Source organism: Nocardiopsis sp. NPDC007018, assembly GCF_040635075.1.
GTDB lineage: Bacteria > Actinomycetota > Actinomycetes > Streptosporangiales > Streptosporangiaceae > Nocardiopsis.
Genome location: NZ_JBEYHA010000004.1, coordinates 155,766 through 182,113 on the forward strand (window position 1 = coordinate 155,766; position 26,348 = coordinate 182,113).

At 71.4% G+C, this 26,348-nt stretch carries 21 protein-coding genes; 15 read left to right on the top strand and 6 right to left on the bottom strand.

The window, feature by feature from the left end; translation table 11 throughout:
• Positions 1-169: 169 nt before the first annotated feature.
• The gene (locus tag ABZ635_RS03595; RefSeq protein WP_357758286.1) at positions 170-1,459 is read right to left on the bottom strand and encodes a DivIVA domain-containing protein; all 1,290 of its coding nucleotides are present in this window, start codon (positions 1,457-1,459) and stop codon (positions 170-172) included.
• Between the two features lie 432 nt (positions 1,460-1,891).
• On the bottom strand, positions 1,892-2,350 hold the full coding sequence (gene mce, locus ABZ635_RS03600) for a methylmalonyl-CoA epimerase (RefSeq protein WP_357758289.1): 459 nt from the start codon (positions 2,348-2,350) through the stop codon (positions 1,892-1,894).
• An 85-nt stretch (positions 2,351-2,435) separates the two neighbouring features.
• On the opposite strand from mce, the gene ABZ635_RS03605 reads away from it, so the two are divergent.
• Positions 2,436-3,623 carry an acetyl-CoA C-acetyltransferase gene (locus ABZ635_RS03605; RefSeq protein WP_357758292.1) on the top strand — a complete coding sequence of 396 codons (1,188 nt, stop codon included), beginning with the start codon at positions 2,436-2,438 and terminating at the stop codon, positions 3,621-3,623.
• Between the two features lie 112 nt (positions 3,624-3,735).
• A complete protein-coding gene (gene meaB / locus ABZ635_RS03610; RefSeq protein WP_357758295.1) occupies positions 3,736-4,689 on the top strand; it encodes a methylmalonyl Co-A mutase-associated GTPase MeaB in 954 nt (317 codons plus the stop codon).
• Between the two features lie 240 nt (positions 4,690-4,929).
• Here the strand turns inward: meaB and ABZ635_RS03615 are convergent, their stop codons facing one another.
• Positions 4,930-6,609 (bottom strand): glycosyl hydrolase family 18 protein, encoded by a 1,680-nt coding sequence (locus tag ABZ635_RS03615; RefSeq protein ID WP_357758297.1) that lies wholly within the window; start codon positions 6,607-6,609, stop codon positions 4,930-4,932.
• Positions 6,610-6,949: 340 nt separating this feature from the next.
• Positions 6,950-8,899, bottom strand: coding sequence for a glycosyl hydrolase family 18 protein (locus tag ABZ635_RS03620; RefSeq protein WP_357758300.1), 1,950 nt, complete (start codon positions 8,897-8,899; stop codon positions 6,950-6,952).
• A gap of 463 nt (positions 8,900-9,362) precedes the next feature.
• Between ABZ635_RS03620 and ABZ635_RS03625 the strand changes: the two genes are divergently transcribed.
• From ABZ635_RS03625 to ABZ635_RS03655, 7 genes are all read left to right on the top strand, one after another.
• On the top strand, positions 9,363-9,884 hold the full coding sequence (locus ABZ635_RS03625; RefSeq protein ID WP_357758391.1) for a MarR family transcriptional regulator: 522 nt from the start codon (positions 9,363-9,365) through the stop codon (positions 9,882-9,884).
• A gap of 77 nt (positions 9,885-9,961) precedes the next feature.
• Positions 9,962-11,689, top strand: a complete 1,728-nt coding sequence (locus ABZ635_RS03630; RefSeq protein ID WP_357758303.1) for a methylmalonyl-CoA mutase family protein — start codon at positions 9,962-9,964, stop codon at positions 11,687-11,689.
• Positions 11,690-11,766: 77 nt separating this feature from the next.
• Complete coding sequence (locus ABZ635_RS03635) at positions 11,767-12,717, top strand: tetratricopeptide repeat protein (RefSeq protein WP_357758306.1); 951 nt, start codon at positions 11,767-11,769, stop codon at positions 12,715-12,717.
• Between the two features lie 197 nt (positions 12,718-12,914).
• Entirely contained in the window at positions 12,915-13,616 is a 702-nt protein-coding gene (locus tag ABZ635_RS03640) for a cytidylate kinase-like family protein (protein WP_357758309.1), read from the top strand.
• A 394-nt stretch (positions 13,617-14,010) separates the two neighbouring features.
• The gene (locus tag ABZ635_RS03645; RefSeq protein ID WP_357758312.1) at positions 14,011-15,408 is read left to right on the top strand and encodes an NAD-dependent malic enzyme; all 1,398 of its coding nucleotides are present in this window, start codon (positions 14,011-14,013) and stop codon (positions 15,406-15,408) included.
• 62 nt (positions 15,409-15,470) lie between these two features.
• Positions 15,471-16,052 (top strand): YqgE/AlgH family protein, encoded by a 582-nt coding sequence (locus ABZ635_RS03650; RefSeq protein ID WP_357758315.1) that lies wholly within the window; start codon positions 15,471-15,473, stop codon positions 16,050-16,052.
• A 76-nt stretch (positions 16,053-16,128) separates the two neighbouring features.
• Entirely contained in the window at positions 16,129-16,371 is a 243-nt protein-coding gene (locus tag ABZ635_RS03655; RefSeq protein WP_357758318.1) for a DUF3039 domain-containing protein, read from the top strand.
• Positions 16,372-16,469: 98 nt separating this feature from the next.
• On the opposite strand, the gene ABZ635_RS03660 is transcribed toward ABZ635_RS03655, so the two are convergent.
• On the bottom strand, positions 16,470-18,341 hold the full coding sequence (locus ABZ635_RS03660; RefSeq protein WP_357758320.1) for an HtaA domain-containing protein: 1,872 nt from the start codon (positions 18,339-18,341) through the stop codon (positions 16,470-16,472).
• Positions 18,342-18,521: 180 nt separating this feature from the next.
• Complete coding sequence (locus ABZ635_RS03665; RefSeq protein ID WP_357758323.1) at positions 18,522-19,940, bottom strand: cell wall protein; 1,419 nt, start codon at positions 19,938-19,940, stop codon at positions 18,522-18,524.
• Positions 19,941-20,185: 245 nt separating this feature from the next.
• On the opposite strand from ABZ635_RS03665, the gene ABZ635_RS03670 reads away from it, so the two are divergent.
• The 6 genes from ABZ635_RS03670 to ABZ635_RS03695 all read left to right on the top strand — a co-directional run bounded on the left by ABZ635_RS03670 (position 20,186) and on the right by ABZ635_RS03695 (position 26,335).
• Positions 20,186-21,277, top strand: a complete 1,092-nt coding sequence (locus tag ABZ635_RS03670) for an ABC transporter substrate-binding protein (protein ID WP_357758326.1) — start codon at positions 20,186-20,188, stop codon at positions 21,275-21,277.
• Between the two features lie 56 nt (positions 21,278-21,333).
• Entirely contained in the window at positions 21,334-22,374 is a 1,041-nt protein-coding gene (locus ABZ635_RS03675; RefSeq protein WP_357758394.1) for an iron ABC transporter permease, read from the top strand.
• Positions 22,371-23,342, top strand: a complete 972-nt coding sequence (locus tag ABZ635_RS03680) for a heme ABC transporter ATP-binding protein (protein WP_357758329.1) — start codon at positions 22,371-22,373, stop codon at positions 23,340-23,342. Before ABZ635_RS03675 ends, ABZ635_RS03680 begins: the two co-directional genes overlap by 4 nt.
• 6 nt (positions 23,343-23,348) lie before the next feature.
• Complete coding sequence (locus ABZ635_RS03685) at positions 23,349-24,131, top strand: class E sortase (protein WP_357758332.1); 783 nt, start codon at positions 23,349-23,351, stop codon at positions 24,129-24,131.
• A gap of 16 nt (positions 24,132-24,147) precedes the next feature.
• Positions 24,148-24,399 (top strand): hypothetical protein, encoded by a 252-nt coding sequence (locus ABZ635_RS03690; RefSeq protein WP_357758334.1) that lies wholly within the window; start codon positions 24,148-24,150, stop codon positions 24,397-24,399.
• A gap of 217 nt (positions 24,400-24,616) precedes the next feature.
• Complete coding sequence (locus tag ABZ635_RS03695; protein ID WP_357758337.1) at positions 24,617-26,335, top strand: DEAD/DEAH box helicase; 1,719 nt, start codon at positions 24,617-24,619, stop codon at positions 26,333-26,335.
• Positions 26,336-26,348: the final 13 nt, after the last annotated feature.

Sequence of the window (26,348 nt, forward strand, 5' to 3'; positions counted from 1 at the left end):
GGGGTGGTGGTTCGGGCTTCCGCTTCGTTTCGGCTCGTGTTCGGGTGCCAGAGTGGCCGGTAGTTCTTCGTCCTCGTCGGCGCCCGAACGACTGAGAGCCCGGCCCCGGGGGTGAACCCCCGGGACCGGGCCCTTCGTCGCTACGTGACGACGCGGCCGGGGCCGGTCGTTACTCCTGCCACCAGTCCTCGTCGTCGGAGCCCTTGCCGGAGTGGGCGGGCTGCTTCGGCTCCTCGGCCACGGGGGCGGCCGGGGCGGCCTCCTGCGGGATCGCGGCGGGGGCGGGCGCGGCCGGAGCGGCCGGAGCCGCGGGGGCACCGCCGCCACCGAGCAGCTGACGCAGCTGCTGGAGGTGCGACTGGATGCTGTCCCGCTGGCGGTTGAGCTCGTCGACCTCCTTCCTGGCGGCCGTCATGATCCGGTTGGCCTCGGACTTGGCGTCGCTGAGCTGGTGCTCGGCCTTCGACTTGGCCTCGGCCTCGATCTGGCCTGCGTTCTTCTTCGCGTTGCTGACCAGCTGCTTGGCGTGGTTCTCGGCGTCACGGCGGGTCTGCTCGGCCTGCTGGCTGGCCTTGGTGGCCCGCTGCTCGGCGCTGGAGGCGCGCTCCTCGGCCTCGTTGACCATCTTCTGCGTGGCGGCCTGGGCGGCCGCCAGGCGCTCGGCGTCCTGGCGCTCGGCCTCGGCGCGGCGGTCGGCCAGCTGGAGCTCGAACTGGTCCTCGGTCTCGGTACGACGCGCCTCGGACTCGGCGTAGGCCCGCTCGGCGTTTTTGCGCAGCTCCTCGGCCTGGCTCTTGGCCGACTGGATCGTCTCGTCGCGCTCCCGCTTGGCGGCGGCGCGGGCCTGGGCGCACTCACGCTCGGTGGTGGTGCGCAGCTTGGCGATCTCACCCTCGAAGGTGGCGCGCTTCTCGGCGATCTCGTGGTCGACGGCCGAACGCTTCTTCTGCACCTCGCGCTCGGTGGTCGAGGCCAGCTCGTCGGCCTCGCGGCGGGCGGTGGTGCTGATCTCCTCGGCCTCGGACTCGGCGGCCTGGCGCTGCTCGTCGGCCTCGCGCTGGGCCAGCGTGCGGACCTCGGTGGCCTCGGACTCGGCGGCGGCGCGCATCTCGGCGGCCTCGATCTGGGCGGCCGAGCGGATGTCGTTGGCGTCGATCTGGGCGCTCTGGACCAGCTCGTTGGCCTGTTCCTCGGCCAGGCGCAGCAGTTCCTCGATCCGCGAGCCCAGGCCCGAGTAGGAGGGGCGCTCGCGCTCCTGGAGCTGGCGGTTCTTCGCGTTCAGCTCGGACTTGGCCTTTTCGAGCTGCTTGTTGGACTGCTTGACCTCGTTGCGCAGCCCGTCCAGGTAGTCCTGCACCTGGTTACGGTCGAAGCCACGCAGCACCACGTCGAACTCTGGCGGGGTGTTGTCCTCGTCGAAGATGTTGTTGAGCTGGGTGTCAATGTTGTTTGACGACATGTGGCGGAATCCTGAACGGGTGCGAGACGGCTACGTGCAAACTGCCGGGGGCGGCGGGAGGGCGGCTGCTGTGTGCCCCCGGTGGACGGGTTGTCGCCCGGGGCGCGTGAATCCGGGACGCGGACGGACCGGTGCGGCGGGTACCCGAGCTCCCGCAGTGACCCCGACCGCCTCCGACGGACGTCCGGGTGCGGTGCGCTCCCGGTCACGACCGTCCCGGTTCACCGACCGGACTGCAAGAGGTGGACCAACGCCGGAAGAAAAGCACATCCGGCAGCTAGCCGACTTTATCAAGCGTGGCACCGCTGGGAAGGGGGTTTCGGGTAACTTCCGGTGGGGGCTCAGGTCAACCGCGCCACGGGGTCCCAAGACGTGATGAGACCGGAACTTCCCCGTGACGTGAATCGACCGCCCGTCTCCCTCAGCATGACGCTAGTGGGCGCTCTGCACCAACTCGGTGAGGACGCCGCCGCAGTCCTTCGGGTGGAGGAACACGATGCGCGACCCGGCGGTTCCGGCGCGCGGCTCGGGGTCCAGGACGCGCACCCCGCGTCCGCCGATCCCCTCCGCGCTCCGCGCCACGTCCCCGGTACCGAACGCGACGTGGTGCACGCCCTCACCGTTGCGCTCCAGGAACCGCGCCACGGGGGAGTCCGCCCGGGTCGGCTCCAGGAGTTGCAGATAGGTGGCGCCGCCGTCGTCCGTGCCGTTGATCCGGAGCATCGCCTCGCGGACGCCCTGCTCCTCGTTGACCTCCTCGTGCTCCACCTCGAAGCCGTAGGTGGTCCGGTAGAACTCGACGGACGCGTCGAGGTCGCGGCACGCGATCCCCACGTGGTCCAACCGGGTCAGACCTGAGAACGGGCCGGTGGGGCTGGGTGCGTCACTCACTGGCGAACCTCCCGAACGTCGCTGGGACCTGTGTGGGTATCGTTGCAGACCAGCTGCGACGCCCATCACTTGGAGGCCGTTTAAGATGCCCGGTTCCGTCATCGTCGGTGGGGCCCGCACCCCGACCGGCCGTCTCCTCGGCTCCCTCGCCGGGTTCTCCGCCGTCGACCTGGGCGGCCTCGCGATCAAGGCCGCGCTGGAGCGCGCGGGGATCGGCGGCGACCAGGTCGAGTACGTGGTCATGGGGCAGGTGCTCCAGGCGGGCGCCGGCCAGATCCCCTCGCGGCAGGCCGCCGTCAAGGCGGGCATCCCCATGGACGTCCCGTCCGTGACCATCAACAAGGTCTGCCTCTCCGGGCTGGACGCCATCGCCCTTGCGGACCAGCTGATCCGCGCGGGCGAGTTCGACGTCGTGGTCGCGGGCGGCATGGAATCGATGACCAACGCCCCCCACCTCCTGCCCAAGTCCCGCAAGGGCTACAAGTACGGCTCCGTGGAGGTGCTGGACGCCACCGCGCACGACGGTCTGACCGACGCCTTCGAGGGTGACTCGATGGGGGCCTCCACCGAGCGCCACAACGGCAAACTCGGGATCGAGCGCCCCGAGCAGGACGCCTTCGCGGCCCGTTCCCACCAGCGCGCGGCCGCCGCCGCCGAGCAGGGCCTGTTCGACGCGGAGATCGTCCCGGTCGAGATCCCGCAGCGCAAGGGCGACCCGGTCGTCTTCCGGCACGACGAGGGCGTCCGGGCCGACACGACCGTCGAGAGCCTTGGCCGTCTGCGTCCGGCCTTCGACAGCGACGGCACCATCACGGCGGGTTCCTCCTCCCAGATCTCCGACGGCGCCGCCGCGGTGGTCGTCATGAGCCGCGCCAAGGCGGAGGAGCTCGGTGTCCCGATCCTCGCCGAGATCGGCGCGCACGGGAACGTCGCCGGTCCGGACAACTCCCTGCACTCGCAGCCCTCCAACGCCATCAGGCACGCCCTGGCCAAGGCGGGCAAGGAGGTCGCCGACCTCGACCTGGTCGAGATCAACGAGGCCTTCGCCGCGGTCGGTATCCAGTCCACCAAGGACCTCGGCGTCTCCGAGGACATCGTCAACGTCAACGGCGGCGCCATCGCGCTCGGCCACCCGATCGGTGCCTCCGGTGCCCGCATCGCCCTGCACCTGGTCCACGAGCTGCGTCGTCGCGGCGGCGGGCTCGGCGCGGCCGCCCTGTGCGGTGGCGGCGGCCAGGGCGACGCCCTCCTGTTCACGGTGCCCGGGGAGTAGCGAGAGCGCGCGTCCGGTCCGTGCGTGGACCGGACCAGGGTGAGATCGTACGGGGCGGGGGCGTCGGGCCCCCGCCCCCACACACGTCCGCTGGTCGAAGTCGAGGAGTCGTATGAACGCCCCCCAGCTGGTCGAACGGGTTCGCGGGGGTGACCGCCGGGCGCTGGCCCGCGCCATCACCCTGGTCGAGAACGGCGCTCCGGGACTGCGCGAGGTCATGGCGGGGTTGGCCCCCCACACCGGCCGGGCCCGCGTGGTCGGGTTCACCGGTTCCCCCGGGGTCGGCAAGTCCACCACCACCAACGCGGTGGTGCGCGCGGTGCGGGCCCGGGACCTGACGGTCGCGGTCCTGGCGGTGGACCCCTCGTCGCCGTTCACCGGGGGCGCGCTGCTGGGTGACCGGGTGCGGATGCAGGAGCACGCCACCGACCCGGGCGTGTACATCCGCTCGATGGCCAACCGGGGGCACCTGGGCGGGTTGTCGTGGGCGACCCCGCACGCGCTGCGGGTGCTCGACGCGGCCGGGTTCGACGTGATCCTGGTGGAGACGGTCGGCGTGGGGCAGGCCGAGGTGGAGATCGCCGGTCTGGCGGACACGACGGTGGTGCTGAGCGCCCCCGGCATGGGTGACGGGGTCCAGGCCGCCAAGGCCGGTGTCCTCGAGGTCGCGGACGTGTTCGCGGTGAACAAGGCCGACCGCGACGGCGCCAAGGCGACCCTGCGCGAGCTCCGCCAGATGGTCGCGATGAAGGACCGCTCCGACGACGAGTGGAAGCCGCCGATCGCCATGACGGTGGCGGCCAGGGACGAGGGCGTCGACGAGCTCTGGGGGCGGGTGGAGGAGCACCGCGCGCACCTGGAGAAGTCCGGGGAACTGGGGGCGCGTCGGCGCCGGCGTGCCCGGGACGAGGTGGAGGCGATCGTGCTGGACCTGCTGCGCGCCCGGATGGGCGGGGTGGGTTCCGAGCACGGGCTGGAGGAGCTGGCCCGGCAGGTGGCGGACGGTGAACGCGACCCGTACGCCGCCGCCGACCTGTTGATGGCGCAGATCGGCGCGGGCGGGTAGCGGCCGTCCGCGCCGAACGGCCGCGCCGTCGCCGGTTCCCGTGGTTCTCCTCGGGCGAGTACGGGAGCCCGGCCCGACCGTTTCCGGCGGGGCGGGTAGCGGCTGCCCCGGAAGGGGAGCGGCCGGGGCGGACCGTCGCACGTCGGTCCGCCCCGGCCTGGCGGCGGTGCTCCCCGGATCAGAGCACCGACGCCGCTGGTGCCCGCCTCCGGCCGGGGCCGGAGGCGGGGGCCTTCGGTCCTACCCGCCGAGCGCCGCGTCGATGGCGGCCATGAGGCCGCCCTCGGCATCGTCGCCGTCGATGGACCAGATCATGACGCCGCCGAGCCCGTTCTCCGTCACCCAGTCGGTCTTCTGGGTCATGGAGGTCTCGTCGTCGAACGTCCAGAAGGTCTCGCCGTCATAGAGCCAGGCCGTTCCGAGGTCGTCGTCGCGGAACAGCTCGTACCCGGGCAGCTCCTTGAGGTTGCGGTACTCCTCGGTGCCGTCGGCGTAGGTGCCGGGCGCCGGGCCCGCGGCGGGTTGGAAGAGCCCGTCGCCCTCGGGGCCGGGTTCCACGCCGGTCCAGCCCTGCCCGTAGAAGGGCACGCCCAGGACGATCTTCCCGGGGTCGACGCCCCGGTCGAGGTAGGCCTGGACGGTGGTCTGGGTGGAGATGACGTCACCCGGGTCGCGCGGGTCCGGGGCCAGGTTGGACTGGTGGTTGGTGACCGACTCCCAGGTGCCGTGGTAGTCGTAGCCCTGGACGGTGATGAAGTCCATGTTGGGCATGATCTCGTCCAGCTCGAAGCCGGTGTCGATGCGCCAGGGTCCGGCGGGCATGAACGAGCTGATCTCGTAGTGGCGGCCGGTCTCCGCGCCGAGCTCGTCGAGCTGGTCGCGGAACTCCTGGACGAGGGCGGTGAAGTTCTCCCGGTCCTCGGGCCGCACGACGTTGTGCGGGTTGCCGTCGGAGGCGGGCCACTCCCAGTCGAGGTCGATGCCGTCGAAGACGCCGTAGCCGACTCCCTCGCCGCCCGCGCCGTCGATGACGGGGAGGTTCCCCCTCAGGTACAGGTCGACGCAGGAGCTGACGAGCCGTTCGCGGGACTCGGGGGTGAGCGCGGCGTCCGAGAAGTGCCGGGACCAGTTCCATCCGCCGAGGGAGATGTTGATGGCGAGGTTGGGGTACTGCTCCTTGAGCTTGCGCAGCTGGTTGAAGCTGCCGCGCAGGGGCTGCTGGGGTCCGTCCGCGGCGCCGTCGACGCTCTCGGAGGCGGGGACCGCCCGTCCGTAGTCGGCGCGCGCGTCGCCCTGTTCGGGCTCGTTCGTCATGAAGCACTCGCCGTCGGGGCCGACGTTGCCGAACGCGTAGTTGATGTGGGTGAGCCTTCCGGCGCTGCCGGAGTCCACGAGGGCGCGCACCGGGTAGTCGCGTTCTTCGACCCCCCACTGGGTGAAGTAGGCGACGCTGAGGTCGCCGTGCCGGGGGCCCTCGTCGGGTTCTCCGGCGCAGGGCGACCCGTTGACGGTGCAGTCGAGGAGGTGGCTGTTGCCGCCGGTGTGAACGCCGTTGAACCCGAACTGGTAGGTGCCGCCAGCCGGGATCGCCGCGCCCCAGTGCGGCGGTGTCACGGTGTACCCGGTGCTGGCGGAGCCCGTGAGCGTGGCGTTCCACAGCTGGTGGACGTCGCTGCCCTCGGGGAGGTCGAACTCCAGGGTCCAGTCGGTCAGGTCCGCCCCGGAGGTGTTGTGGACGGTGATCTCACCGGTGTAGCCGGTGTTCCACCGGGCCGACTCGACGTAGGTCACCCGAAGGTCCGAGGGGTCGGCCTGTCCGGCCGGTTCGGCGGACGCGGGTGGGACGAAGAGAGCGAGTGGCGCCACCAGCGCGGCGGCGGCCGCCACGGTGAGGTGGCTTCTGAGTCGTCGTGAGCTCACGTCGCGAGGTCTCCTGGGGGGAGGGTGTCAGGGTGTGGAGGACTTCCCGCGGCCCTGACGTGGGGGGATAAATTTTTAGGAAACTTAACTAATAATTACGGGTCGAGTCAACGCCCTGTCGCCAAGTTTTCGCGGACCGGCTCCGGATTCCGGCGGTCGCGACCGGCCCGATCGGCGGATCTGTCGAGCTGGCGGGCCGGACCAGTCGCAGGAGACGGGAAGTGTCCCCTTGTGGCCACGCGCATGCCTTGACACCGGGTGCGCGAAATGAGAAAGAGCCCCGGCCGGGGGCGGCCGGGGCTCCTGGTTCCGCTGTGGGCGGAGGGGCGCGACGAAGGGGCTACGAGGTCAGCGCGGCGTCCACCGCCGCCATCAGCGAGCCGTTCGCGTCGTCACCGTCGATGGACCAGATCATCACCCCGCCCAAGCCCTGGGCCTGGGCCCAGTCGGTCTTCTGGGCCAGTGCGATCTCGTCGTCGTAGGTCCAGAAGGTGGTGCCGTCGTAGAGCCAGGCCGTGCCCAGCGCGTCGTCCCTGTGCAGGGTGAAGCCCGGCAGGTCCTTGATCACCTTCCAGTCGTCGATGCCCTGCTCGTAGGTACCCGGTGCCGGACCCGCCGCGCTCTGGAAGAGACCGTCCCCGTTCGGCCCGGGGGCGACGCCCGTCCAGCCACGGCTGTAGAAGGGCAGCCCGAGGACCATGTCGGCCGGGTCGACCCCCCGGCTGACGTACTCCTGGACGGCGATCTCGCTGGAGAACCGACGCGGGCTCGGGTCGTCGGTGTCGAACACCGTGTTGGACTGGTGCGCGGTGGCGTTCTCCCAGGCGCCGTGGAAGTCGTACCCCTGCACCGTGACGAAGTCGAAGTCGGGCATGAGCAGGTCCATCTGGAACCCCGCCTCGACCTTCTCCGGGTCGGCGGGCAGGAACGCGGTCAACTCGTAGTGCCGCCCGGTCTCGGTCCCCAGGGTGTCGAGCTGGTCGCGGAACTCCCGGACGAGGGCGGTGAAGTTCTCCCGGTCCTCGGGCCGCACGACGTTGTGCTCGTGGCCCTCGCTGCCGGGCCACTCCCAGTCGAGGTCGATGCCGTCGAAGACGCCGGCCGCCGCGCCCGGCCCGCCCGCCCCGTCGAACAGGGGCAGGTTGCCGCGCAGGAACTGGTCGACGCAGGAGCTGACCATCCGCTCCCGCGATTCGGGGGTCAGGGCCGCGTCGGAGAAGTGCTCGGACCAGGTCCAGCCACCGAGGGAGATGTGCACCTTGAGGTCGGGGTACCGCTCCTTGAGCTTGCGCAGCTGGTTGAAGTTGCCCCGCAGGTCCTGGTCCCAGGTGTCGGCGACGCCGTCCACGCTCTCGTCCGCGCGGAACGAGCGGCCGTAGTCGGCCCAGGCGTCGCCCTGACCGAGCTGGTTCGCCATGAAGCACTCGCCGTTGGCGTTGACGTTGCCGAACGAGTAGTTGATGTGGGTGAGGTTCTCGGCCGTGCCGGAGGTCTCCAGGTTGCGCACCAGATAGCCCCGGTCGTAGATGCCCCACTGGGTGAAGTAGGCGACGCGGCGCTCACCGGTCGGCGAGGTGCCCGACCCCTCCACCGTGGTGGCGGTGACCGCCGCGCTCTCCGGGCCGCGGTTGTTGGAGGTGTCGAAGGCCCGGACGGTGAAGTCGTACCGGGTCAGGGGAGTGAGGCCGCCGACCGTGGCGGTGAGGGACTCGGCCCCGACCGAGCGCACGACCTGACCGTCGGAGAGGATCTCGTAGCCCGCGACGGCGACGTCGTCCGTGGCCGCGTCCCAGGAGAGGACGACGGTGTTCGAGGTGACCTCGCCGACGGTGAGGCCGCCCGGTGCGGAGGGCGGCTCCGTGTCGGGCTCGGCACCTCCGCCGGAACAGGGGGCGCCGTTCACCGTGCAGTTGACGGGTGCGGTCCCGCCGCCGCCGTGAGTGCCGTTGAAGCCGATCTGGTAGGAGCCGTTCGCGGGGATCGTGGCACCCCAGGACGGCGGGGTGAGGGTGTGCGTGTCGCCGTTCACGGTGTGGACGGCGTTCCACACGCTGGTGATCCGGACCCCGGCCGGGGTGTCGAAGCCGACGGTCCAGTCGGTGAGGTCGCTCGCGGTCTCGTTCTGGATGGTGATCTGTCCGCCGTAGCCGCTGTCCCACCGGGACGTCTCGACGTAGGTGACGGTCACGTCCCCCGGGGCGGCGGCCGCCGGTGCGGGGGAGAGGGCGAGGGGCGCGACCAGCAGAGCCGCGGCCAACGCGGCGAGCCGGTTTCTCAGAGGTGTTCTCACGGAGGGGTCTCCTCTTGGGGGGAGGGGGAGGCCGGAGGACCGCGGGGGCGGGGCTCCGTTGGAGAAGGGAGTCCTTGCGGAGGGGCGTGTCGAGTTCGAGCGGTGGTTCCATGGACGGTGGCGAACGGGCCATAGCGCCTCTGAGGTGGGGAAACCATTTTTTAGGAAAGTTAACTAATGGTTTTCGCGGAGTCAATGAGAGTGCGCGGACTCCTTTCGCCTCTCGTGGCGGGAGGGCGCGTTCTCCTCGCCGCCGACCGGCTTTTCCGAGTTGGGGTACCGGACCAGTGCCGAGCGGTCCGCGTGTCCCGTTCCGGTCAGGTAACCCCCCTTGTCCTTTCCCGGTCGTGGGCCGTCCGGGTGCGAGGTGTGCGGCGCGGGGTTCCGCACCGGTGGGCCCGGCGCCTTCGCGGGGGTCGGAGGGGCGTGGTGTACGGCCTAGAGTGACGGCGTGGGAAACCCTTTGAACCTTCCGTTCGACCCGATCGAGCGCGCTCACGACAACTGGAGTCAGAGGTGGGGTGCCTCGCCCGCCATGGCGGCGGTCACCTCCCTCATGCGCGCGCAGCAGATCCTCATCGGCGAGCTGGACGGCACGCTCAAGCCGTTCGGTCTGACCTTCGCCCGCTACGAGGCGCTGGTCCTGCTCACCTTCAGCGCCACCGGTTCACTGCCGCTGGGCAAGATCGGTGAGCGTCTGATGGTGCACCCCACCAGTGTCACCAACACCATCGACCGGCTGGAGGGGCAGGGCCTGGTGCTCCGCCGCCCCAACCCGAGCGACGGCCGGGGCGTGCTGGCGGAGATCACCGAGTCCGGTCGCGAGGTCACCGAGGAGGCCACGCGGGCGCTCCTCGCCATGGACTTCGGGCTCGGCTGCTACTCCGACGAGGAACTGTGGGGCGTGCACCAGCTGCTCACCCGGCTCCGCGTGGACTTCGGTGACTTCCCGGCTCCGGTCGCGGGGGCGGCCGAGCGGCACTGACGGGCCGTCGCGTCCGACGCCGCGCGCCGCGGGCGCCCCGTCTGTACATATTTAGTTGGACGTCCTACTATTTGCGTATGGCGAACACCACAGGAGGCCCCACCGACGGCGGGGCCCAGGAGATCGAGGCCGGACGCGACCGCTGGCAGCGCCGCTACGACTCCGCACGCAAGCGCGACGCCGACTTCACCTCGCTGTCCGGACGGCCCCTGGAACCCGTCTACGGACCCCGGCCCGGCGCCGAGGTCCCCGGCTTCGAGCGCGTCGGCTGGCCCGGAGAGTACCCCTACACCCGCGGGCTCTACCCGACCGGCTACCGGGGCCGCGCCTGGACCATCCGCCAGTTCGCCGGGTTCGGCAACGCCACCCAGACCAACGAGCGCTACAAGATGATCCTCGCCCAGGGCGGCGGGGGCCTCTCGGTCGCCTTCGACATGCCCACCCTGATGGGGCACGACTCCGACTCACCGCACGCCCTCGGCGAGGTCGGGCACTGCGGCGTGGCCGTCGACTCCGTCGCCGACATGGACCTGCTCTTCGACGGCATCCCCCTCGGCGAGACCACCACGTCCATGACCATCAGCGGCCCCGCCGTCCCCGCCTTCTGCATGTACCTCGTCGCGGCCGAACGCCAGGGCGTCGACATCGGCGGCCTCAACGGCACGCTCCAGACCGACATCTTCAAGGAGTACATCGCCCAGAAGGAGTGGCTGTACCCGCCCGAACCCCACCTGCGCCTCATCGGCGACCTGATGGAGTACTGCGCGGAGCACATCCCCGCCTTCAAACCGCTCTCCGTCTCCGGCTACCACATCCGCGAGGCCGGAGCCACGGCCGCGCAGGAGCTCGCCTACACGCTGGCCGACGGGTTCGGCTACGTGGAACTGGGGCTCTCCAGGGGCCTGGACATCGACCGCTTCGCCCCCGGGCTGTCCTTCTTCTTCGACGCCCACATCGACTTCTTCGAGGAGATCGCCAAGTTCCGCGCGGCCCGCCGCATCTGGGCCCGCTGGATTCGCGACACCTACGGCGCGAAGACCGAGAAGGCCCAGTGGCTGCGCTTCCACACCCAGACCGCGGGGGTGTCCCTCACCGCGCAGCAGCCCTACAACAACGTGGTGCGCACTGCCGTCGAGGCGCTCTCCGCGGTGCTCGGCGGCACCAACTCGCTGCACACCAACGCCCTCGACGAGACCCTGGCCCTGCCCACCGAGCAGTCCGCCGAGATCGCCCTGCGCACCCAACAGGTCCTCATGGAGGAGACCGGTGTCGTCAACGTCGCCGACCCGCTCGGCGGCTCCTGGTACGTGGAGGCCCTCACCGACGAGATCGAGGCCGAGGCCGAACGGATCTTCGAGCAGATCCTCCGCATGGGCGGGGGAGAGGACGCCGAGCACGCCATCGGACCGATGACCTCGGGCATCCTCGCCGGGATCGGCAACGGCTACTTCAGCTCCGAGATCGCCGAGTCCGCCTTCCAGTACCAGCAGGCCTTGGAGAAGGGCGACAAGCGCATCGTCGGCGTCAACTGCCACACCGACACCGTCTCCGGCGAACTCGACATCCTCAAGATCAGCCACGAGGTCGAACACGAGCAGAAGCGCGCCCTCGCCGAACGCCGCGCCGCCCGCGACCAGACCGCCGTCGACCGCGCCCTCGCCCGTCTCCTGGAGGGCGTCCGGGCCGAGGACGGCAACCTCGTCCCGCTGATCATGGACGCCGCCCGTGCCGAGGCCACCCTGGGCGAGATCTGCGCCACGATGGGGGAGGAGTTCGGGGACTACACGGAGGACCCGCAGTTCTGACCGCGCCTGTTCCCTCCCCGTCCCCGGGTGGGGCGGGGAGTCCTCGGAGCGCTCCGGGATACGGCAGGATAGGGAACATGCAGCCTTCGGACTTTTCACCGAACAGTGCGGTTGACCTCGGGGCGCGCAAGGCGGCCTTGGAGCGTGAGGCCAAGCAGCGCGCCGACGAGTCGGCCGGTCGAACCAACCCCTACTCCGTCAACGCCGACGAGTCCAACTTCCAGCAGGTGCTGGAGCGGTCACTGGACGCCCCGGTCGTGATGGCGGTGCTGGCGAGCTGGTCCGAGCAGTCCAAGCAGGTCGAGGCGGTCCTCGACCGGCTCTCCCTGGGCTCCGGCGGGAACTGGCTCCTGGCCAAGATCGACAGCGACGCCAGCCCGCAGCTGGTGCAGGCGCTCCGCGTGTCCGGCACCCCCACGATCATCATCGCGGTCCAGGGGCAGGTCATGCCCCTGATGCAGGGTCCGGCCACCGAGGAGCAGCTGCGCGACGCCCTGACCCAGGTGTTCGGCGCGCTCGCCCAGCAGGGGATGCTGCCGCCCGACCACCCCGGCACGGTGGACGGCGATCCCTCCGCGGTGCGGGAGGAAGAGCCCGAGGAGGAGGCTCCGGCGTCGGACCCGGTCGCCGCGCGGGCCAGGGAGTTCCTGGACCGGGGCGACTTCGAGGGCGCGGCCGGTGTCTTCGAGAAGGCCTTGGAGGAGGACCCGAGGAACGCCGACCTCAAGGCCCAGATCGCCCAGATCAGGCTGGTCGGACGCCTCCAGGACGTGGACGGCCCCGCCGTGCGGGAGACAGCGGACTCCGACCCCTCGAACGTGGACGCCCAGATCACCGTGGCCGACATCGACCTGTACGGCGGCGACTATGAGGCCGCCTTCGACCGGCTCGTGGAGACGGTCCGGCGCACCTCGGACGAGGACCGGAACCGGGTGCGCGCGCACCTGCTCTCCCTGTTCGACATCCTCCCCGCGGGCGACCCCCGGGTGAACGCGGCCCGCCGCAAGCTCACCTCGGCGCTGTTCTAGACCACCAGGACCGGCCCCGGATCGACGGACACCCCCGTCGATCCGGGGCCGATTTTCCTTTTGGTGTGTTTTCTCCCGGTGTGTCACAAGGAGCGGCAAAATGGTGCATATTTGCTGAGGTGAAGACGGCGGGATAGCCCGCCGGTCACGGGGTAGAAGCTGGGGAGAACTTCCGTCCGACGTGCGGCAGGTGTCCCATGGCGACCAACGACGCGGCCCCGGTGGTCACGGTCTCGGCGACCTTCGGCGCGGGCGGCAGCGTGATCGGCCCCGCCGTCGCCGCCCGGCTCCACGTTCCCTTCCTGGACCGGGCGGTGCCCAGCGCGGTGGCGGCCGAGATCGGCTGTTCCCTGGACGAGGCGCTCCAGCGCGACGACCGCGCTCCCGGAGGTTTCGAGCGGCTCCTCGCCAGCGCCGCGCGCCTGCCCACGGTCACGCTCGGCAGCGTGGACTCCGGCTTCGTCGGGACCACCAACGGGGAGGGGCGCCTCCTCTACGACCACGAGTTCGTGGAACAGACCGAACGCGTCATCCGCGACGTCGCCCGCACGGGAGGCGTGGTGCTGGGGCGTGCCGCCGCCGTGGTCCTGGCCGGTCATCCGGGAGCACTCCACGTGCGGTTGGACGGCGACCGCGAGGCGCGTCTGAGCCGGGCGAGGAGTCTGTGGGAGACCGGCGACCGGGGGGAGTTCGGCGGTCGCGGCTGGGGGCCCGACGCGCCCACGCTCCGCCTGTTGGACGACAACGACCGGGCCCGTGCCGCCTACGTGCGCCGCTTCTACCGGACCGATCCGGCCGACCCCGGTCTCTACCACCTGGTGGTCGACTCCACGGCCCTGTCCACCGACGCCTGCGCGGACGTGGTGGTGCGCGCCGCGACCGACCGCGCCCGGGGGTAGGGCGGCGTTCACGGGGAAGGCGCCCCGCGGAAGGCCGGAATTAGTGCGATTTTTTCCGAAGGCGTTAATTGTCGCCTTGTGCTGACGTTACCCGCTTGACTCGGGTAAGGTGAGGCGACTCGGTTGCGGGCTTCCATGTACCGCCCCCGCCCGGCAGCCGAGACCCGCGCGGACGCCCGATGACCGGGTGTTCCACGGTGGGACGCGCAACCGTCACGGACCAGTGTCCGTCGGCGCGCAGGCGCCGACGAGCCCTCACCGGGCCGGCCACGGAGTGCAGGCCGTTCGCCCGACCCCCGGTGGAGGAGACCCGACGTCGGTCCGTACGTCCACGGGAGGGGCCGCCGGTGTGCCCCGCGGACGCATGACATCAGCAAAAGCCAAGGAGCAATACGTGGCCACCCTTCCCAGCGTTTCGTACTCCATCACCGTCCGCCTCGAACTGGACGCCGGAGGCAGCGCGGTCGGCAGCCTCACCAACGCGGTGGAGCAGGTCGGCGGCATGATCACCGCCCTGGACGTGGCGGCCGCTGGGCACGAGCGCATCCGCATCGACGTCACCTGCGCCGCCCGCGACACCGATCACGCCCAGGCCATCGTCGACGCCCTCGGCGGCGTCGAGGGCGTCGTGGTCCACAAGGTGAGCGACCGCACCTTCCTCATGCACCTCGGCGGCAAGATCGAGATGAAGTCCAAGGTGCCGCTGCGCAACCGCGACGAGCTCTCCATGGCCTACACCCCCGGTGTCGCCCGCGTCTCCCAGGCCATCGCCGCCAACAAGGACGACGCCCGCCGCCTGACCATCAAGCGCAACAGCGTCGCCGTGGTCACCGACGGCTCGGCCGTGCTCGGCCTGGGCAACATCGGCCCCGAGGCCGCCATGCCCGTCATGGAGGGCAAGGCCGCCCTGTTCAAACGCTTCGCCGACATCGACGCGTGGCCCATCGCCCTGGACACCCAGGACGTCGACGAGATCGTCCGCACCGTCCAGCTGCTCGCCCCCGGCTTCGGCGGCATCAACCTGGAGGACATCTCCGCGCCGCGCTGTTTCGAGGTCGAGGCCCGCCTGCGCGAGCTCCTCGACATCCCCGTCTTCCACGACGACCAGCACGGCACCGCGATCGTCGTCCTGGCGGCCCTGCGCAACGCGCTGCGCGTCGTCGACAAGAAGCTCTCCGAGGTCCGTATCGCCATGTCCGGCGCGGGCGCGGCCGGTACCGCCATCCTCAAGCTGCTCATGCACGCCGGCGCGCGCGACATCATCGTCAGCGACGTCCACGGGGCCGTGCACGCGGGCCGTGACAACCTGGACAGCAACCTGCGCTGGATCGCGGAGAACACCAACCAGGACGGCTACAGCGGCGACCTCAAGGGCTCCGTGGCCGGGGCCGACGTCTTCATCGGCGTCTCCGCCCCCAACCTGCTCGGTGGCGAGGACATCGCCGAGATGAACGAGGACTCGATCATCTTCGCGCTGGCCAACCCCGACCCCGAGGTCGACCCCGAGGTCGCGCACCTGCACGCGGGCGTGGTGGCCACCGGCCGCAGCGACTACCCGAACCAGATCAACAACGTCCTGGTCTTTCCCGGCTTCTTCCGGGGGCTGCTGGACGCCCAGAGCCACCACGTCACCTCCGACATGATGGTCGCCGCCGCCGAGGCCCTCGCCGACGTGGTCAGCGAGGACGAGCTGGGCCCGAACTACATCATCCCAAGCGTGTTCCACTCGGACCTGTCCACCCACGTGGCCACCGCCGTGCGCGAGGTCGCCCAGCGCGGCGCCGCCGAGTAGCGGTTCGGGCTCCATCTGGCGAGGGGCGACCACGGGGCCGGTTTTCCGGGTAGGTGTGGACCATGGACCAGTCGACTCTGACCGGGCGCCTGCTGGTGGCCGCCCCCCTCCTCCAGGAGGACTCCTTCCGCCGTTCGGTGGTGTTCGTCGTGGACGACGCCGCGGACGGCAGCCTGGGAGTGATCCTCAACCGCCCCCTCGGCCTCCCCGTGGACGAGGTGGTGACGGACTGGGGGCCCTACACGAGCTCCCCCTCGGTGATGTTCTCCGGCGGGCCGGTGGGCACCGACTCGGGGATCGCTCTCGGGATCGCGTCCCCGGAGCTGGCGGTGTCGGGATGGACCCCCTTGGAGGGGGTGGGAACCGGACCGGAGCTGGCCGGGGTCGGGATGGTGGACCTGGAGGCCCCCACCGACGACCTGGGCATCGAGCTGGGAGCCCTGCGTGTGTTCGCCGGATACGCGGGCTGGGGCGCCGGTCAGCTGGCGGGGGAGGTCGAGGAGGGCGCGTGGTACGTGGTGGACGCCCACACCCGCGACCTCTTCGGGGACGAACCCGAGACCCTGTGGTCGCGGGTGCTGCGCCGGCAGGGCGGCCGGTTGGCCCTGTTGTCCACCTATCCTGACGATCCGACCCTGAACTGACCGGTTTTCCCAGGGCTTCGAAGTGGGGCGCGTCACCCGATACCGTGGTAGACGGACGTTGAAAGGTGTGAGGACGATGTCGATGGATGTCCTGAACAAGGTTCTGCCGGACAGCGAGACCAGGCCGGACATCTCGCACGACGACGGGGACCGGGAACGGTTCGCCCACTACGTGCAGAAGGACAAGATCACCCAGAGCGCGGTGACCGGCGACCCGGTGATCGCGCTGTGCGGCAAGGTCTGGGTGCCCAACCGGGACCCGAAGAAGTTCCCCGTGTGCCCCGACTGCAAGAAGGCGTACGAGGACATGATGAAGTGACGGCCCCTCGTGGCCGGTACGCGGAAGGGCCCTGACCCACCCCCATGGGGTGAGCCAGGGCCCTTCGTGCAGTCCGGGGGGGCGGGAGCCCCCGTGGATCAGGCCGCTGTGCCCGCCCGGCGGCGGGTGGCGACCAGCGCGGTGCCGCCCGCGGCCGTCGCGACGACGGCCGCGACCAGGAGACCGGTCAGGGCCACACCGGTGTTGGGCAGGCCCGGCTTGCCGCCGCCCTCACCGGGCCCGGGGGTGGGGTTCGGGGTCGGCTCCGGTACGCCGCCCCCGTTACCGCCGCCGGGGACGGTCACGTCCTTGTCGACGCTCACGGTGAGGGTGATCGGGTCGAGCGCCTCGCCCGCGCCGTAGAAGTCGGCGAAGGCGGGGACGCCGTCGGCGGTCAGGGTGGCCGGGATCGGGCCCCAGGACAGCACGCCCTCGTCCAGCTCGTGTCCGACGCCGGACAGGTCCAGGTCGGCGAAGGCCACGTCGTCGTAGGTGACGAGCTCCTCGTCGGTGAGGGACTTGCTCACCACGTCCGCGAACAGGGTCCCGGTGTCACCGTCGATCTCCACCCGGGGGTCGGTGACGGTCATGTGCAGCAGCGGATCGGCGCCGCCGTAGACGTGGCCCTCGAACAGCACGGTGCCGGCGAAGTCGATCTCCGCGACTTCCTCCTCCAGGTTCACGCTGCCCGTGCCGTCGGTGAAGGCGAACGTGTCGTCCTCGTTGCGGGTGGCCCCGTCCTCGGTGCGGATGGTGCCCTTGGCGATGTTCCCCTCGATGTAGGTGCGGAAGGACTCCTTCACACCCCAGTCGGCGCGGCCGTTGTACACGGTCAGGTCGCCCTGGGGGGTCTCGCCGCCGTCGTCGCCGTCATCGCCCCCGCCGTCGTCACCGGTGGCGAAGGAGACGGGGGTCCACACGTCCTGGTCGCGGTTGTCCAGGTCGTTGCGGTCGTTGAACACCGCGACGTAGCACTGGACCTCCAGGCAGTCGTAGGCGGTGCCGCCCTTCTCGAAGGCGCCGACGACGTCGAGGTCGGTGCCGAACGCGCCGTTCGCGTCGGGCGCGGTGCCCTCACGCAGCCACACGCCGCTCCCGTACCAGTGCTGCGGATACGCGGTGTCCGACCGAGCGATGCCGGTCAGCGCCACGTACACGCCCGCCCCGGGGCGGAAGCCGGTGCCGTCCACGCGGACGGTCTGACCCTCGGGGTCGAGGTCACTGGTCGGGCTGACCCGTACCTCGGGGTCGAGGACGGGCTCCTCGGGGTCGTTCGGGTCGGTGGCCTCGACCACCTCGGTGGTGAAGGAGAGCGGGTCCATGGGGTCGCCCGCCGCGTAGAAGCTGGCGAAGGGCTCCACGGCGTCGGCGTGCAGGGTCCCGGCCTCGGAGGTGAAGGTGATCACGTCACCGTCGACACCGATCTCGGCGCCGGTCAGCTCCGCGACCGCGACCTCCCCGTACTCGACGAGGTCGCCCGGGGGCAGTGACGGGTCGGCGCCCGCGAACGCGCGGCTGGTGACGTCCGCGTGGACGGTGGCCGCGCCCTGGCCGTCGAACTCCACGCGGGGATCTGCCACGCGGATCTCCAGGACGGGCCCCTGGCCGTAGTCGTGGCCGGTGAAGACCACACCGCCGGAGAAGCTCACCTCGCCGGAGGAGTCCTCCTTGGAGACGGTGCCGCCGATGGTGGGGAAGTCCAGGGTGCCGTCGGTGTTGCGGGTGGCGCCGTCGACCGCCTCGTAGCCGCCGTGGGCGATGGGACTGGACACGTAGTTGCGGAAGGACTGCTTGACGCCCCAGGTGGCGGAGCCCTGGGTCACGGAGACGGGGGCCTCGTCGGCCAGGGCCGGTGCCGCGGCCAGGGTGAGCGAGGCGCCGAGGGCGGCCGCTCCCGTGAGGGAGACGAGGGAGCGCAGGGAACGACGGAGCCCGTCCGTCCCTCCCGCTCTCGTGGAGGTTGTGCTCATGGGTGACTGTTCCTGTCGACTCGGGGGATGGACGGGTGCCGGTTCCGGTCGCGTACCGGTTCCGGGCGGGGAGTGGGGCAGCGGGCCCGAGGGCTGAGCGGGCGCTGGTGGGACCGCTGAGGGAAAACGTGGTCGGTCGGGCCGAGGAGGCCGGGTGGCCGATCCCGACCCGGAGCGTGCCTAGGTGGTCGTCGGGAGCGGGGCCGGGGTGGTGCCACGGCGGCGCGCGGCGAACAGCGCCACCGCACCGGCCAGGACGGCCACGGCGGCGGCCAGGACCAGGCCTGCCAGGGAGGAGCCGGTCGTGGCGAGCGGACCGCCGGCGCCTCCCGCGGCACCACCGGACCCCGCGCCGCCGGAGCCGGAGGACGCGGTTCCGCCGCCGGTGCTCCCGGGGCCGGTCGCCCCGTCTCCGGACGCGCCGCCGTTCCCGCCGGTCGCTCCGGGGTCGCCGGTCTGGCCGTCGAAGGTGACCGGGACGAAGACGTCCTGGCCCCGGTCGCTGGAGCGGGTGTGGTCGTTGCGGGTCACGACGGCGCAGTCCGTGGCTGCGGAGAGGCAGTCGGTGTGCTCGTCCGACCCCTTGACCGTCAGTTCGACGGTGAACCCGCCGTCGGTACCGCTACCGGTGTAGGGGGTGGCCAGGCCCTCGCCGTAGGGCGGCGGGTTGCTGGAGACCCAGGCGGAGGAGCCGCCCTCGCCCTCCATGTCCACGCCGCCGATACACGGGCTGGGCGCCTGGGTGGAGCTGGCGTTCGCGGTGTCGCACAGGGCGACGTAGACGCCCTTGGAGGTGTCGTAGCCCGTACCGGTCACGGTCACCTTCTCACCGGAGGGATCGAGCCCGCTGGTCCTGGAGACCGTCAGGGTCGGGTTGCCCGGGGTCCGGGGCAGGGTCCGCGGTGCGGACTGGGCCTGGGGGGCCGCGGGCGCCGGGACCGAGGCGGGAGCCGGAGCCTGGGGCGGGGTGCGCGGTGCCGACGGTGCGGCGGGCGCGGCGAAGCTCACGGGGACCACGCCGACGACGGGGGCGCTCCGGGGCCGCGCCGAGACGACCTCGGTCGCCTCCACGTCCCGGGTGTCCGGGGCGGTGTCGTCCCCGGGTTCCGGGGAGCCGGGAGCGGAGGGTGCGGGTGTCTCCGGGACGGTCACCTCGGGAGTGGGAGCACCGGCGACCTCGGTCAGGACGATCTCGAAGACGTCCTCGGCCGTGTCGAGTCCGGCCTCGGCGGCGAACGCGGCCGTGATCGCGAGATCCGTGCCGAACAGACCGTGCTCGTCGACCTCGACCAGGACCGCGTTCTCGTCGTCCAGGACGGCGTTCTCGTCGGAGTCCGCGGCCGGTGCGGCCTCGGCGGGCACGGCCCGGGTGGTGATCTCGATCCGGCTGCCGGGGTCGTGCCCGATCCCGGTCACCGTGACGGAGTCGCCCAGGGGATCGAGCTCCTCGGTGCGGTCGACGGCGGTGGTCCGGGGCGGGACGGGTTCTTCGGACGGGGCGGCGAGCGCCGTGGCGGGCAGGGCGGTGGACAGTACCGTCGCGGCGGCGACGGCGGCCAGGGAGGGGAGGAACCCACGGAGGGATACCGCTGCTTGCATCGGGGGCCTTCGCGTTCGTGCGGGCGGTCGGACGGTGTCCGGCGCCCGCGGGTCCTGGGGAATGGAGTTAAGGTTATGCTTACCTTGGCAAAGTGAGCCTTACCTAACTTGATCCCGCGCTGGAACAGTGGAACACCACGCCGTCATGGTTGTCAAGAAGATGACGACCTGTCGTGAAAAGTGCCGTGTCGCTTCCCCGCTCCCCGGCGACACCCGGCACACGGATCACATCGAAAGCGACCGCCATGCCTCACGCCGTCCCCCGATTCCCCCTGCGCGGACACCCTGGAACAGGACCGGCCGCCGTCCTGCTCGCCGTGGCCTGCGCCCTCGCCCTGACCTCCTGTACCGGGTCCCCCGCCCCCGAGGACGCGTCGGCAGGCGAGGACATCCCGGCACTCGCGGAGAACCGGCTCCAGATCCTGGCGGACGTCCCCGACCCCGAACTCCCCGTCACCGTCGACTCGGTCGTCCTCGACCCCTACCGCACCAGCGCCGACCCCCTGGAGTACGAGGAGGTCGAGGTCGCCGACGCCAGCCGCGTCCTCCCGCTCACCGGGAGCCTCGCGGAGATCGTCTTCACCCTCGGCCTCGGTGACCGGGTGGTCGGCCGCGACGTCGCCGCCACCTTCGACGAGGCCGCCGACCTGCCCGTGGTCAGCGAGGGCCACGACGTCTCCGCCGAGTCCGTCCTCGCACTGAGGCCCACGGTGGTCCTGGCCGACACCCAGACCGGACCGCCCGAGGTGATCGAACAGGTCCAGCGCAGCGGGGTCCCCGTCGTCATCGTCGAGGAGGCCTGGTCCTTCGACGAGATGTACCCCCGCTTCGAGCGGGTCGCGGAGACGCTCGGCGTCCCCGCCGCCGGTTCCCGACTGGTCGAACGCACTCGGGAGCAGATGGACGGGGTGCGCGAGACCTCCCTGGAGGCCAGCGGCGACCCCCTGGTCGCCTTCCTCTACCTGCGCGGGACCGCCGGGGTCTACCTGCTCGGCGGGCCCGGATCGGGCGCGGACGCCATGCTCTCCGAGATCGGGGCCCGGGACGCCGGGGTCGAGATGGGTCTGACCACACCCTTCACACCCATCACGACCGAAGCGCTCATCGAGGCCCAGCCGGACGTTCTGCTCGTCATGACCAAGGGCCTGGAGTCGGTGGGCGGTGTGGAGGGCCTGGTCGAGATCCCCGGCGTCGCCCAGACCCCGGCCGGACGGAACCGGGCCGTCATCGACTTCGAGGACGGCGTCCTGCTCAACTTCGGGCCGCGCACCCCCCAGGTCATCGTGGCCCTGGCCGAGGAACTGGCCGCGATCCCCGACGACGGGGGCACCGCGTGACCGCGCTCGGCCGACGACCCGCCACCGCGACCGGGAGCCCGTCGGACGGCGGAGGCCTGGCCCCCCGCAGACTGCGCGGCGGGCTCCTCCTCGGCGTCCTCGCCGCCACGCTCGTGACCGTCGCCGTCGTGGCCGCCGGGATCGGCGCCTACCCCATCCCAGCGGTCCAGGTGGCGGCGTCACTCCTCCAGGAGGTCGGTCTCGACATCGGTCCCGAACCCGACCAGATCGCCCACACCGTCCTGTGGGACGTGCGACTGCCCCGCGTCGCCCTCGCCGTCATGGTCGGCGCGGCCCTGGGCAGCGCGGGCGCCATCATGCAGGGTGTCTTCGGCAACCCCCTCGCGGAACCGGGGGTGATCGGTGTCTCCGCCGGCGCGGCGGTCGGCGCGATCGTCGTCATCTTCACCGGCGCCACCGTGCTCGGCCACTGGACCGTCATCGCCTCGTCCTTCGTGTTCGGCCTGGCCACGACCCTGTTCGTGTACGTCTTCGCGCGCTCACACGGCCGGACCGAGGTGGTCACCCTCCTGCTCACCGGTATCGCGGTCAACGCCATCGCCGGTGCCGCGATCGGTCTGATGACCAACTTCTCGCAGGACTCCGAGATCCAGACCATCACGTTCTGGCAGCTGGGCAGCGTCTCCACCGCCACCTGGTCCAAGGTCGCGGCGATCACGCCCTGCCTGCTCCTCGGACTGTCGGTGATCCCGGTCTACGCCCGCCGCCTGGACCTGCTCGCCCTCGGGGAGGGCCCCGCCCGCCACCTGGGCGTGGACGTCGAACGGATGCGCCTGGTGCTCATCGGCGCCATGGCGCTGCTCACGTCGGCGGCGGTCGCCTTCGCCGGTGTCGTCGCCTTCGTGGGGCTCGTGGTCCCGCACATCATCCGCATGATGACCGGACCCGGCCACCGGGTGCTGCTGCCCGCCTCCGCGCTCGGCGGCGGACTGCTGCTGCTCGCGGCCGACCTGCTGGCCCGCACGGTCGCCGCGCCCGCCGAGATCCCGCTCGGCGTGGTCACCGCAGCCCTGGGCGGCCCGTTCTTCTTCTTCCTCCTCTACCGCACCCGCGCCAAGCAGGGAGGGTGGTCGTGACCGCCGACACCACGCGTCCCCCCGGCACCAGTGCCGCCACCCCCTCCGGGCACGCCCCACGGCGTTCGGTCCTCGCGCGGGGCTGGGCGGCGGCCGTCGCCCCCCTCACTCGCGCACCGGCTTCACCCGCACCGTCCGAACCCGGCTCCGTGGTCGTGCGCGCGGAGGGCCTCACCGTCCGCCGGGGCGGGCGCTCCCTGCTCGACGGGATCGACCTCACCGTCCGTGCCGGTGAGCTCCTGGCCCTGGTCGGCCCGAACGGAGCGGGCAAGTCGACCCTGCTCTCCGCGCTGTCGGGTGACGTCGTCGCGGGGGAGTCCCGGGGCGACCGCGACTCCGGGACGGTGCGCCTGCTCGGTCGTGCCCTTTCGGAGTGGAGCCCGCCCGAACTGGCCCTACGCCGCGCCGTCCTGCCGCAGGAGGCGGCCGTCAGCTTCCCGTTCTCCGTCACCGAACTCGTCGCGATGGGGCGCGCCCCCTGGGCCGGGCTGAGCACCCCGGACCAGGACGAGTGCCTCGTCCGGGCCGCCATGGAGAGGACGGGGGTGGCGCACCTGGCCCACCGCCGTTTCCCCACGCTCTCGGGTGGGGAGAGGGCCCGCGTCATGTTCGCCCGGGTCCTCGCGCAGGACACCCGCCTGCTGCTCCTCGACGAGCCGACCGCGGCACTGGACATCCGCCACCAGGAACTCGTGCTGTCCGTCGCGCGTGACCTCGCGTCCCTCGGTGGGGCGGTTATCGTGGTCCTGCACGATTTGGGGCTTGCGGCCGCCTACGCCCATCGTGTGGCGGTACTCTCCGGAGGACAGGTCGCCGCGCGGGGAACCCCCGCAGACGTGTTCAGCTCGTCGCTCCTCAGCGCTGTGTACCGACACGAGGTCGAAGTTCTGCCGCATCCGCGTACGGGGGTCCCGCTCGTCGTCCCCCTCCGGCCGCCCGGGTGCACACGAAAGCGTCCACAGGAGTAGGTCGTATTGGTGTCCACAACTGAACGGCAGTCCCACGATGAGCCGTACCCCTCCGACGGGGGTCGCGAACGGCGCGCACGCGGTCGCAGACGCCGCGCGCGCCCCCGGACCACCCCCGGCGACGTGGTCCGGGGCGTCGTCCGCCTCTTCGGCGAGATCCTCCTGACGGCGGGTCTGCTGATGCTCTTCTACGCCGCCTACGAGGTGTACGGCTCCCAGTGGGAGACCGACCGCGAGCAGCAGGGCCTGGCCGACGGCCTGGACGACGCATGGGCCGCGGCGGAGGAACGGGGACCGGACTCCGAGCCGCTCCCGGGCAGCGCCGACAGCCGTCTGTACGTGCCGAGCCTGGACCTGGAGTGGGTGGTGGTCAACGGCACCACCCCCGACGACATCCGCTACAGCCCCGGCCGCTACACGGAGTACGACAGCTCGCCCGGCGAACTCGGCAACTACGGTGTCGCCGCGCACCGCACCCCCGGTCTCTTCTGGGACCTGGACCTGCTCGACGACGGCGACGTCATGGTGCTGGAGGACGGGGAGAACTTCTACACCTACGAGGTCTTCCGTGAGGAGACCGTTCTGCCCGAGGACTTCTGGGTGGTCAACCCGGACCCCTTCGAGGAGGCCTCCGAGGAGGAGCCGGGCCGGGCGCTGCTCACCCTCACCACGTGCGCTCCCAAACTCAACAACACGCACCGGCTCATCGTCTGGGCCGAGCTGACCGAGACCACACCCAAGTCCGAGGGCATGCCCGACAGCATCGCCCACATGGCACCGGACGCCTAGGAGAGGGGACACACGAATGTACGGTCTGATCTGGCGTGTCCTGCCCGGCCCCTGGGTATCGAAGTTCATCCTGTCGCTGGGGCTGCTGGCGGGGGCCGCGGCCCTGCTGTGGTTCTACGCGTTCCCGGAGCTCTCACCGCACATGCCGTTCAACGACGGCGCGGTCGACACGACCGGGATCGGCGCCGAGGCCCCGGCGTCCGGTGACGCCGAGTCCGGCGCCGAGGGCGCCCCGGAGGAACCGGCCGAGGCCGACGAGGGCTCGTAGCCCGCTCGGGAGCCGGTAGGGGACCGAAGGACGGAGCGGCGCGGTGCGGCGAGCACCGTGCCGCTCCGTCGTGGGAGACACGGTCCGCGGGGCGGTGTCCCGGTCCGGGCCGGACACGCCCGGGGTGCCCGCTGTGCCCGGCGCCACCGCCGGGGCTCCCGATACGGTCTCCGGCGGCCGCTAACCTCAAGCAGGTGAGTAACGGGGGACGGAACGAATGACGGTGACGCAGACCACGACGGAGAGCCGCCTGAGCGGCCTCCGCGCCTGGCAGCGAGAGGCCTTCGAGGAGTACTTCCGCAGGCAGCCACGCGACTTCCTCGCGGTGGCCACACCCGGTGCGGGCAAGACCACCTTCGCTCTCACCCTGGCCAGCGAGCTCATCCAGCGGCACGTGGTACGAGCGGTCACCATCGTCTGCCCCACCGAGCACCTCAAGAAGCAGTGGGCCGAGTCGGCCGCCCGGTTCGGCATCGCCATCGACCCCGACTTCAGGAACGGGCAGGGCGCGCTGGGCCGCCAGTACGTCGGAGTGGCCGTCACCTACGCTCAGGTGGCCGCGCACCCGATGCTGCACCGCAACCGCACCGAGGCGCGCAAGACCCTGGTCATCTTCGACGAGGTCCACCACGCGGGCGACGCCCTGTCGTGGGGAGACGCCGTCCGGGAGTCCTTCGACCCGGCCACACGGCGGCTCTCGCTCACCGGGACCCCCTTCCGCTCGGACATCAACCCCATCCCGTTCGTGGACTACGTCCAGGACGGGGCGGGCGTGCGCCGCTGTTCGTGGGACTACAGCTACGGTTACGCCCCCGCCCTGGAGGACGGGGTGGTCCGCCCGGTCATCTTCATGGCCTACTCCGGCGAGATGCGCTGGCGGACGCGGGCGGGCGACGAGCTCGCCGCGCGGCTCGGCGAACCCCTCACCAAGGACGCGCTGTCGCAGGCGTGGCGGGCCGCTCTCGACCCCAAGGGCGACTGGATCAAGAAGGTCCTCCAGGCGGCGGACCGCCGCCTGACCGAGGTGCGCAAGACCCACCCTGACGCGGGCGGACTGGTCATCGCGAGCGACCACGAGAACGCCCGCGCCTACTCGCGCATCCTGCGCCAGATCACCGGCAAGGGCGCCACCGTGGTGCTCTCCGACGACCCGACCGCCTCCAAGAAGATCACCCGGTTCGCCAAGGGAGACGACCGGTGGATGGTCGCGGTGCGGATGGTCTCGGAGGGGGTGGACGTGCCGCGGCTGATGGTGGGCGTGTACGCGACCTCCACCAGCACCCCGCTGTTCTTCGCGCAGGCCATCGGCCGCTTCGTGCGGGTCCGCAAGCGCGGCGAGGTCGCGTCGGTGTTCCTGCCCTCGGTGCCGACCCTGCTGGAGTACGCGGGGGAGATGGAGCGCGAGCGCGACCACGTCCTGGACAAGCAGCCCTCGGACGACGAGTACCCGGAGGAGGACCTCCTCAAGGAGGCCAACCGGAAGAAGGACACACCCGACGCGGGGGAGGAACTCCCCTTCGAGACGATGGAGTCCGCCGCCGAGTTCGACCGGGCGCTGTACGACGGTCTGGAGTACGGCGGCGGCGTGGCGGGGTCCAGCGAGGAGGAGGACTTCCTCGGGCTGCCCGGGCTGCTCGACCCCGACCAGGTCTCCCAACTGCTGCGCAAGCGCAAGGCCGACATCCACGCCAGCCAGCGCAAGGCCAAGGAGAGGGCCGAACCGGAGGAGGGGGTCACCCACGAGGTCCTCGCCGAACTGCGCAAGGACCTCAGCAACCTGGTGGGGGCCTGGCACCACCGGACCGGGAAGCCGCACGGGGTGATCCACAACGAGCTGCGCCGCGCCTGCGGGGGGCCGCCGGTCGCACAGGCGACCCCGCCCCAGATCCGTGAGCGCATCGCCAAGCTGAGAGCCTGGGCGGTGGGCCAGAAGTAGCGGTTCGGGGGCG

Bases quoted from the DNA above. Each gene is read 5' to 3' on its own strand.
- ABZ635_RS03595 (WP_357758286.1), bottom strand. From the start codon at position 1,459: ATGTCGTCAAACAACATTGACACCCAGCTCAACAACATCTTCGACGAG.
- ABZ635_RS03635 (WP_357758306.1), top strand. From the start codon at position 11,767: ATGCAGCCTTCGGACTTTTCACCGAACAGTGCGGTTGACCTCGGGGCG.
- ABZ635_RS03695 (WP_357758337.1), top strand. From the start codon at position 24,617: ATGACGGTGACGCAGACCACGACGGAGAGCCGCCTGAGCGGCCTCCGC.
- meaB (WP_357758295.1), top strand. From the start codon at position 3,736: ATGAACGCCCCCCAGCTGGTCGAACGGGTTCGCGGGGGTGACCGCCGG.
- ABZ635_RS03670 (WP_357758326.1), top strand. From the start codon at position 20,186: ATGCCTCACGCCGTCCCCCGATTCCCCCTGCGCGGACACCCTGGAACA.
- ABZ635_RS03690 (WP_357758334.1), top strand. From the start codon at position 24,148: ATGTACGGTCTGATCTGGCGTGTCCTGCCCGGCCCCTGGGTATCGAAG.
- ABZ635_RS03605 (WP_357758292.1), top strand. From the start codon at position 2,436: ATGCCCGGTTCCGTCATCGTCGGTGGGGCCCGCACCCCGACCGGCCGT.
- ABZ635_RS03665 (WP_357758323.1), bottom strand. From the start codon at position 19,940: ATGCAAGCAGCGGTATCCCTCCGTGGGTTCCTCCCCTCCCTGGCCGCC.
- ABZ635_RS03655 (WP_357758318.1), top strand. From the start codon at position 16,129: ATGTCGATGGATGTCCTGAACAAGGTTCTGCCGGACAGCGAGACCAGG.
- ABZ635_RS03630 (WP_357758303.1), top strand. From the start codon at position 9,962: ATGGCGAACACCACAGGAGGCCCCACCGACGGCGGGGCCCAGGAGATC.
- ABZ635_RS03660 (WP_357758320.1), bottom strand. From the start codon at position 18,341: ATGAGCACAACCTCCACGAGAGCGGGAGGGACGGACGGGCTCCGTCGT.
- ABZ635_RS03650 (WP_357758315.1), top strand. From the start codon at position 15,471: ATGGACCAGTCGACTCTGACCGGGCGCCTGCTGGTGGCCGCCCCCCTC.
- ABZ635_RS03640 (WP_357758309.1), top strand. From the start codon at position 12,915: ATGGCGACCAACGACGCGGCCCCGGTGGTCACGGTCTCGGCGACCTTC.